Origin of the sequence: Streptacidiphilus fuscans (assembly GCF_015690355.1) — a bacterium.
Taxonomy (GTDB): Bacteria; Actinomycetota; Actinomycetes; order Streptomycetales; family Streptomycetaceae; genus Streptacidiphilus; species Streptacidiphilus fuscans.
In genome coordinates this window covers 90,829-97,256 of sequence record NZ_JADPRT010000025.1, presented here as the reverse complement: position 1 = coordinate 97,256, position 6,428 = coordinate 90,829, and the positions used below count along the sequence as shown (strand labels likewise).

The window sequence follows — 6,428 nt, the reverse complement described above, 5'->3', positions numbered from 1 at the left end:
GCCCCCCCCCCCCCGCGACGGCCTCGACGCGTACGTCAGGAGCGGCCCAGCACTCCGCGGACCAGCATCGGCAGCTTGGCGCCCTGGAACGCGCCGTAGGCGCCGTTGGCGACCAGTTGGAACCTGACGCCCTCCTTGCCCTTGGGCCGCTCGTAACCCTCGGGCTGGTAGCGCTGGTAGTGCTCGCTCGCCTTCTGGAAGAACGCCTGGCGGTCGTCGGCGGGGACGCAGTCCGCCAGCGAGAGCAGGAAGAGGTAGTGGCGGATCATCCGCGTGAAGAGGTGCGGCGCGATCGCCGCGCGCACGTCGTCGCCCAGCATCCCGAACGACTCCTCGTAGCGCTCGAAGACGTCGAACTGGGTGCCACCGGGTGATCCCGCGGGGTGCTGCGTGTGCCTGCGCCGGATCTGCACGCAGTCCCACTGCAGCACGGCGGCGCTGCCGGCGGTGAGCATGGCCCGGTGGACGACGGGGATCTCCTCGTGCAGCCCGTCAGGGAAGCTGAGTCCCTGTTCGATCCAGAACTCCCGACGGAACAGCTTGTCCCAGCAGTGCGCGGCCGTGCCGAACAGCTCCGGCTGGTTGGTGATCCGGAAGGGCGCGCGCCCCTGACGCGCCAACACCTCGGAGGCGGCGCCGGGCCAGGACTTGCCGAGGTGCAGCCGGTTGTGGTCGAAGAGCAGGATCTTCAGCCCCGGAGTGCTCGTCAGCCGGTCCGCCATCGCCTGGACGGCGCCGCCCCAGACGATGTGGTCGGTGTCGAGGAAGCCCAGGTACCGGCCGGTCGCCTTGGCGATGCCCGCGTTCCGGATCCGGCCGATGCTCGCGATCTCGTTCAGCCGCACGACGGTGATCCGTCGGTCGGCGCGGGCGAAGTCCTCGATGAGGTCGACCGGGCACTCGGGCGACGCGTCCGCGACGAGGACGATCTCGAAGTCCTGGAAGGACTGGCCCAGGAGGGACTGCAGGCAGGGTTCCAGGCTTTTGCGCGTGTCGTGCGCGGCCAGGACGAAGCTGATCAAGGGTGAGCTGGGCATGGCGGGAACCTAGGGCTCGGCCCCGCGCGCGAACAAGCTCGGGCCGCTCGCTCGGCAGCATCGTTATGCAATCGGCCGCAGACCTTCACAAGATCACCTCAGAAGGTGCACGAAGGGGCGACGCAGGTCACACCGGGGTTCGGATGTGACTGGTCCTCATCTTCAACATCCTTGTGAACGGCAGGAGTTGGGTGGCCCTACGGCGGGCGTCCGGTGCGTCGCGCGGACGGCTCCCGAGCACCGGAACCGTCGGTTGACGAACGATGCGTGGGAGGTGGGCGCATGCGAAGGTATGCAGTCGCAATGCCCTGCGTCGGGGGCGTGCGTACGTGCGCCTTTCACCGTCACGGCAGCGTGCGCGTCATCCACACCCGATCGCGGCCCTGCTCGTCCAGGGTGACGCGGTCCCGCTCGAACCCGACCTTCTCCAGCACCCGGAACGACGGCGCGTTCCAGCCGCCCACCGTGGCCCAGAGCCGCTCCCGCCCGGTCGCCGCCGCGGCTTCCACAACGACGCGGGCGGCCTCGGTGGCGTAGCCGTTCCCGTGCACCCGCTTGAACAACTCGTAGCCGATCTCCGGCTCTTCGAGGGAGCCACGGCCGATCAGCAGGCCGCAGTAACCGATGAAGTCGCCTTCCTCGCGCCGACGGATGTGCAGCAGCGTGAAGCCGTTCTTCGCGGCCTCGACACGCGCCTCCGCGATGTACGCCCGAGCCCGCTCGACGGTCGTTCCGTCGCCGTCCCGCTCGCCGACGAGCGCGCAGAGCTCTTCGGCGTCCGCCTCGGTCCCCAGCTCCAGGACCAGCCGCTCGGTTTCGAGGTGAAAGGGCATCGGTTCGTAGGCGCTCATGGTCACGACCCTATCCGGGCGGTGTCGGAGCCGCCTGCGGGCTTCCCACATCGGACGATCCGGGCGCGGCCATCGGGCTGCGCGCGCCCGCGGGGGCCGCGCTGTGTTTGGGCCACCGGCGGTTCAAGTGCTCGGCCGGGGCCGACCCTCCCGCGTTGCGTCGCGTGACGTGGCCACCTCCGCGATCGGCTAACCGCCGTCCTGGCCGGCCTCGACCTCGCCTCGTCCCGGAGCGTTCGGCGTCAGTTGCCCCGGCCGCGCGCTGTGGCGGGTCAGTTGACCGGCCCGCACGCCTCTGCGCTGCGCGGCCCCCACGTACACGCCTTGAGGCTCACGTCCGGGCCGTCGTACTCCCACGGCGACTCGCGGGGGTCGGTGGTCGGGCCGTACACCCACTGGCCGGTGTTCACGTTGATGATGCCGAACTCACAGCCGCTCGGGGCGGCGATCGGATCGATCGCCATGTGGTCGTGGCCGCTCTGGAGTTCGACCTCCTCCAGCGCGACGCAGCCGCCGCTGCGGATCGTCCAGGAGCCCTCGGCGGCCTGCGCCGAGGTCGCGGCCCCCACTCCGATCACGCCCATCGCCACCACGGCGAGCGCGGCGGCTGAGGCACGCTTCCTGGTCCTGGTGAATCGCATGGAACCCTCCGGTTCGTCGGTCCGCCCCGAGCCGGTGCCGAGGCGCACCCCGAAGCTCAGCAGCGGGCAGCAGAGGGCACAACTGATCGAGTAGAACCCGTACGATCCCGTACACCCCCGGACGCCGGCCCCATGTCCAGAAGCGCATCGAAGCGATGCGGGACGAGTCCGAAGCGCTCGGGCCGCCCGGCGGCGGGCGGCTTGGCGGAAACTCGGGTGACCGTGGCACGCCGCCCCAATAGAGTCGGCCGGTGGACGAATTGCAGCGCCTCCGGGGCGACCATGAAGCGGCGGTCCTTGCCTTCGAGCTGGCCAACCGCGCGTACTTCGCGGCCTCGATCTCCGATCGGGGTGATGAGTTCTTCGAACATTTCGCCGAGCGGCACAGCGCCATGCTGGCCGAGCAGGAAGCCGGAAGCGTCGCCTACTACGTGCTCGTCGCCGAGGACGGCTCGATTCTGGGCCGGTTCAACCTCTTCTTCGTCGGGGAGGAAACCGCGAATCTCGGCTACCGGGTTGCGGAACAGGCGGCCGGGCGCGGCGTGGCGACCGCGGCCGTGCGGGAGTTGTGTCGGTTGGCGGCGGAGGAGCACGGGCTGCACCAGCTCCGCGCGGCCACCTCCCACGGGAATGCCGCATCGCAGAAGGTGCTGGTCAGGACGGGGTTCGTCGAGGTCGGCCAGGCGGGCCCCGCCGACCTCGGGGGGAAGCAGGGCGTCTGGTTCCAGCGCGGCGTGGGGGAGTCGAGGACGGCTTCCGGCGGCGCTGGGTGAGAGTTTCTCATCTGGAGCGCACAGTCGAGGAGTTGACTTCCGGAGTCCGCGAGCTGCTGCGATATGTGTACGTCTGATATTCATTGCTCCGTCCGCGTGACCGACGGCGTCCCACGTTCGGCTTATTTTCTTGAGTGCCGCATGTGAACTGACGCCGTGTAATCTCACGTGTCTCTCAGCAACAGAACGCCGTCTTCGTCGCGAAGTTTTGCCACGATCTACTCAGTTCCTCCACCCAGTGCTGGAACTGGAATCCGCAAGGAACTTCGAGAAGGAGAACTCTGATGAGCCTTCGTTTCCCGGGCCTCCGTCGTCACGGCTGGAAGCACGACCGCCACGACCGTCACGACCGCCGTCACCACTGCCGCCACGGCTGGGGCCGTAACGGCCGCTGAACGTCGCCGCTGAGGCGGTAGACGGCGAGAGTCACTTCGGGGCGGGTCCGCAGCACGGGGCAGCGGATCCGCCCCTTCGTCATGGGTTGCTGTGGGTTGCCGTGAGTTGTGGGAGACGAGAGGAGTGGGGCGGATGGGTACGTCCACGCCGACGCAGGAGGCGGGGATCGCCGCTCCGGCGGATGCCGAGGTCGAGGCGCTGCCGAGGCGGCAGCCGTCGGTGGTCGGCGACGACGGCGACGACGGTGGTGCGCCGGGCGATTCCGGGCTCCGGGCGTTGGTGCGGTTCTGGCCGTTGACGCGAGGGGACCGGCGTTGGCTGGTGCTGGTCAGCGTGTCGCTGGTGGTGACCGCGTTGGCGGAGACGGTGGTGGTGCTGCTGTTCGGGGACCTGACCGACAGCGCGTTGCAGACGGGATCGTTGCGGGCGTACTGGGGGCCGGCGGGTGTCTGGCTGGCCGTCAGTGTCGTTGCCGCGCTGGTCGGGTTTGCGGGCAACTGTCTGGGCGCATGGGTCGGCGAGCGGTTCATCCTGCGCCTGCGTGCGCGGGTCTTCGCGCATCTGCAGCGGCTTCCGGCCGATTTCTTCCGGCGACACCGGCCCGGCGACCTCGTCGAGCGGCTGACCGGCGACGTCGCGGCCGTGGAGGAGTTGGCGGTGACCGGCGCGATCGGCATCGCGTCGGCGGTGGTCAGCGCCGTGCTGTTCAGTGCCGCGCTGTTCTGGCTGCGCTGGGACATGGCGCTGGCCGTGCTTGCCGCCGCGCCCGTGTTCTGGCTGGCCGCACGGGTGATGACGGACCGCGTGGAGGTCGCCGCGCGCGCCCAACGTGCGGCGGACGGCGCGGTGAGCGCGGTGATCGAGGAGTCGCTGCGGGGCGGGACGCTGCGTCGGATGTTCGGCCGCCGGGGGGAGGAGGAGCAGCGGCTCGACGTCGAGGCGGGCGGCTGGCTGCGGGCCACGATGGCGGCGGTGCGGCTGGAGGAGTGCTACCACCAGGTGGTGGTCGTCCTGGAGGCGCTCTGCGTGCTGGGCGTGATCGGCCTGGGTGCCTGGGAGGTCGGCCAGCACCGGATGACGGTCGGTCAACTCCTCTCTTTTGCGGCGTTCCTCGGCTGCCTCTATCCGCCGTTGCAGTCCTTGGGGCGCACCACACTGCTGTTCACCTCCGCCGCCGCAGCCGCGGACCGGGTCGCCGAGATCTGGGACGCGCCGGTCGCGGAGCGGGCCGGAACGTCGGAGGCGGACGCTGAGACGTTGGCCGCCGACCCCTGCGCCGCGGCGCTGGAGTTCCGCGACGTCTCCGTCCGCTTCCCCGGCGCGGAGCACGACACGCTGTCCGAGGTGTCCCTCGTGCTCCGGGCGGGACGAACCGTGGTCGTCTCCGGACCGAGCGGATCCGGCAAGTCCACGCTGGTGCGCGCCGTGCTGCGGCTCGTCGAGCCGGTCCGCGGCGAGGTGGTGCTGAACGGCCGCCGACCGGACCGACTCCCCACCGAGCGCCTGCGCGACGAGCTCACCCTGGTGCCGCAGCACACCGACCTGCTGCCCGCCTCCGCCGCCGACAACATCGGTGTGGCCAGGCCGGACGCGACCCGCGCCCAGATCACTGCGGCGGCGCGCGAGGCGGGCCTCCACGACGCGCTGTCCCGACTGCCGCAGGGGTACGACACCGTCCTCGACCCCCTGCAGTCCCAACTCTCGGGCGGCGAACTGCGCCGACTCGCGCTCGCCCGCGCGTACCTGCGCGACTCCGCGGTCTGGATCCTGGACGAGCCCGTGGCGGGCCTGGACCCGCAGTCCGCCGCCGTGGCCGTCACCACGCTGCGCCGTCGTACGGCGGACCGCGCGGTGCTGATCGTCACCCACGACCCGTCGCCCTACGTCTGGGCGGACGCGCACCTGGTCCTGGACGGGGGACACCTGGACGGGGGACACCTGAACGAGGTCAAGCTGGACGAGGGACGCCGCTGGTGACGTCGTAGGAGTCGCCGGTGCGGGTGTCAGCGCCTCGTCTCGTACCGGGTCAGGACCACGCCGCCGGGCAACGTCCGCGATTCCACCAGGTCCAGGTTGACCCAGCTGTCCAGCGCGGTGAAGAACGGCGTGCCGCCGCCCACCAGGACCGGGTGGGCGGCGATCACGTACTCGTCGATCAGCCCGGCGCGCATGGCCGCACCGGCGAGCGTCGCGCCGCCGATGTTCATCGGGCCGCCGTCCTCGGCCTTGAGCCGGGTGATCTCCGCGACCGCGTCGCCGGTGACCAGGCGGGCGTTCCAGTCGACCTTGTCGATCGTCGAGGAGAACACCACCTTCGGCGTGTCCCGCCAGTTCCGCGCGAACTCGATCTCCGCCGGGGTGGCGTTGGGCTGCTGGTCGCCGGTCGGCCAGTGGGAGCTCATCGTCTCCCACAGCTTGCGCCCGTACAGCGACAGGCCACTCGCCTGCTCGTGGTCGAGCCACCACTGGAACAGCTCGTCGCTCGGCGGTCCGCTCCAGCCGATGTCGTCGCCGGGCGCGGCGATGTAGCCGTCCAGGGTCAGGTTCATGCCGTAGATCAGTTTCCGCATGGCCCAGCCTTCCGTCCGTGAGGTGTCCAGCGTAGAGACCAGCGCGCCTCGGGAGGCTCAGGCGCCGACGAGTTGAGTGACCGTCACGGGAATGCTCTCCCGGTTGGCGCAGTCGACCGACGTTACGGCGTACGTCCAGCCGTCCGGCGCGGCGGGGCCC

Annotated in this window: 6 protein-coding genes; 2 read left to right on the top strand and 4 right to left on the bottom strand. The window is 70.5% G+C overall.

What is annotated here, in order from left to right:
• Window positions 1-35: 35 nt before the first annotated feature.
• From I2501_RS37615 to I2501_RS37605, 3 genes are all read right to left on the bottom strand, one after another.
• Window positions 36-1,037, bottom strand: coding sequence for a glycosyltransferase family 2 protein (locus I2501_RS37615; RefSeq protein ID WP_196198589.1), 1,002 nt, complete (start codon window positions 1,035-1,037; stop codon window positions 36-38).
• Window positions 1,038-1,381: 344 nt separating this feature from the next.
• Window positions 1,382-1,888: a GNAT family N-acetyltransferase gene (locus I2501_RS37610; protein WP_196198588.1), complete on the bottom strand. Its 507-nt coding sequence runs from the start codon at window positions 1,886-1,888 to the stop codon at window positions 1,382-1,384.
• Window positions 1,889-2,160: 272 nt separating this feature from the next.
• Window positions 2,161-2,529: a hypothetical protein gene (locus I2501_RS37605; protein ID WP_196198587.1), complete on the bottom strand. Its 369-nt coding sequence runs from the start codon at window positions 2,527-2,529 to the stop codon at window positions 2,161-2,163.
• Between the two features lie 251 nt (window positions 2,530-2,780).
• On the opposite strand from I2501_RS37605, the gene I2501_RS37600 reads away from it, so the two are divergent.
• Together I2501_RS37600 and I2501_RS37595 are read left to right on the top strand one after the other, a co-directional pair.
• Window positions 2,781-3,302 carry a GNAT family N-acetyltransferase gene (locus tag I2501_RS37600; RefSeq protein ID WP_196198586.1) on the top strand — a complete coding sequence of 174 codons (522 nt, stop codon included), beginning with the start codon at window positions 2,781-2,783 and terminating at the stop codon, window positions 3,300-3,302.
• Between the two features lie 528 nt (window positions 3,303-3,830).
• On the top strand, window positions 3,831-5,675 hold the full coding sequence (locus tag I2501_RS37595; RefSeq protein ID WP_196198585.1) for an ABC transporter ATP-binding protein: 1,845 nt from the start codon (window positions 3,831-3,833) through the stop codon (window positions 5,673-5,675).
• Window positions 5,676-5,701: 26 nt separating this feature from the next.
• Here the strand turns inward: I2501_RS37595 and I2501_RS37590 are convergent, their stop codons facing one another.
• Window positions 5,702-6,268, bottom strand: a complete 567-nt coding sequence (locus I2501_RS37590; protein WP_196198584.1) for a dihydrofolate reductase family protein — start codon at window positions 6,266-6,268, stop codon at window positions 5,702-5,704.
• Between the last annotated feature and the right edge of the window lie 160 nt (window positions 6,269-6,428).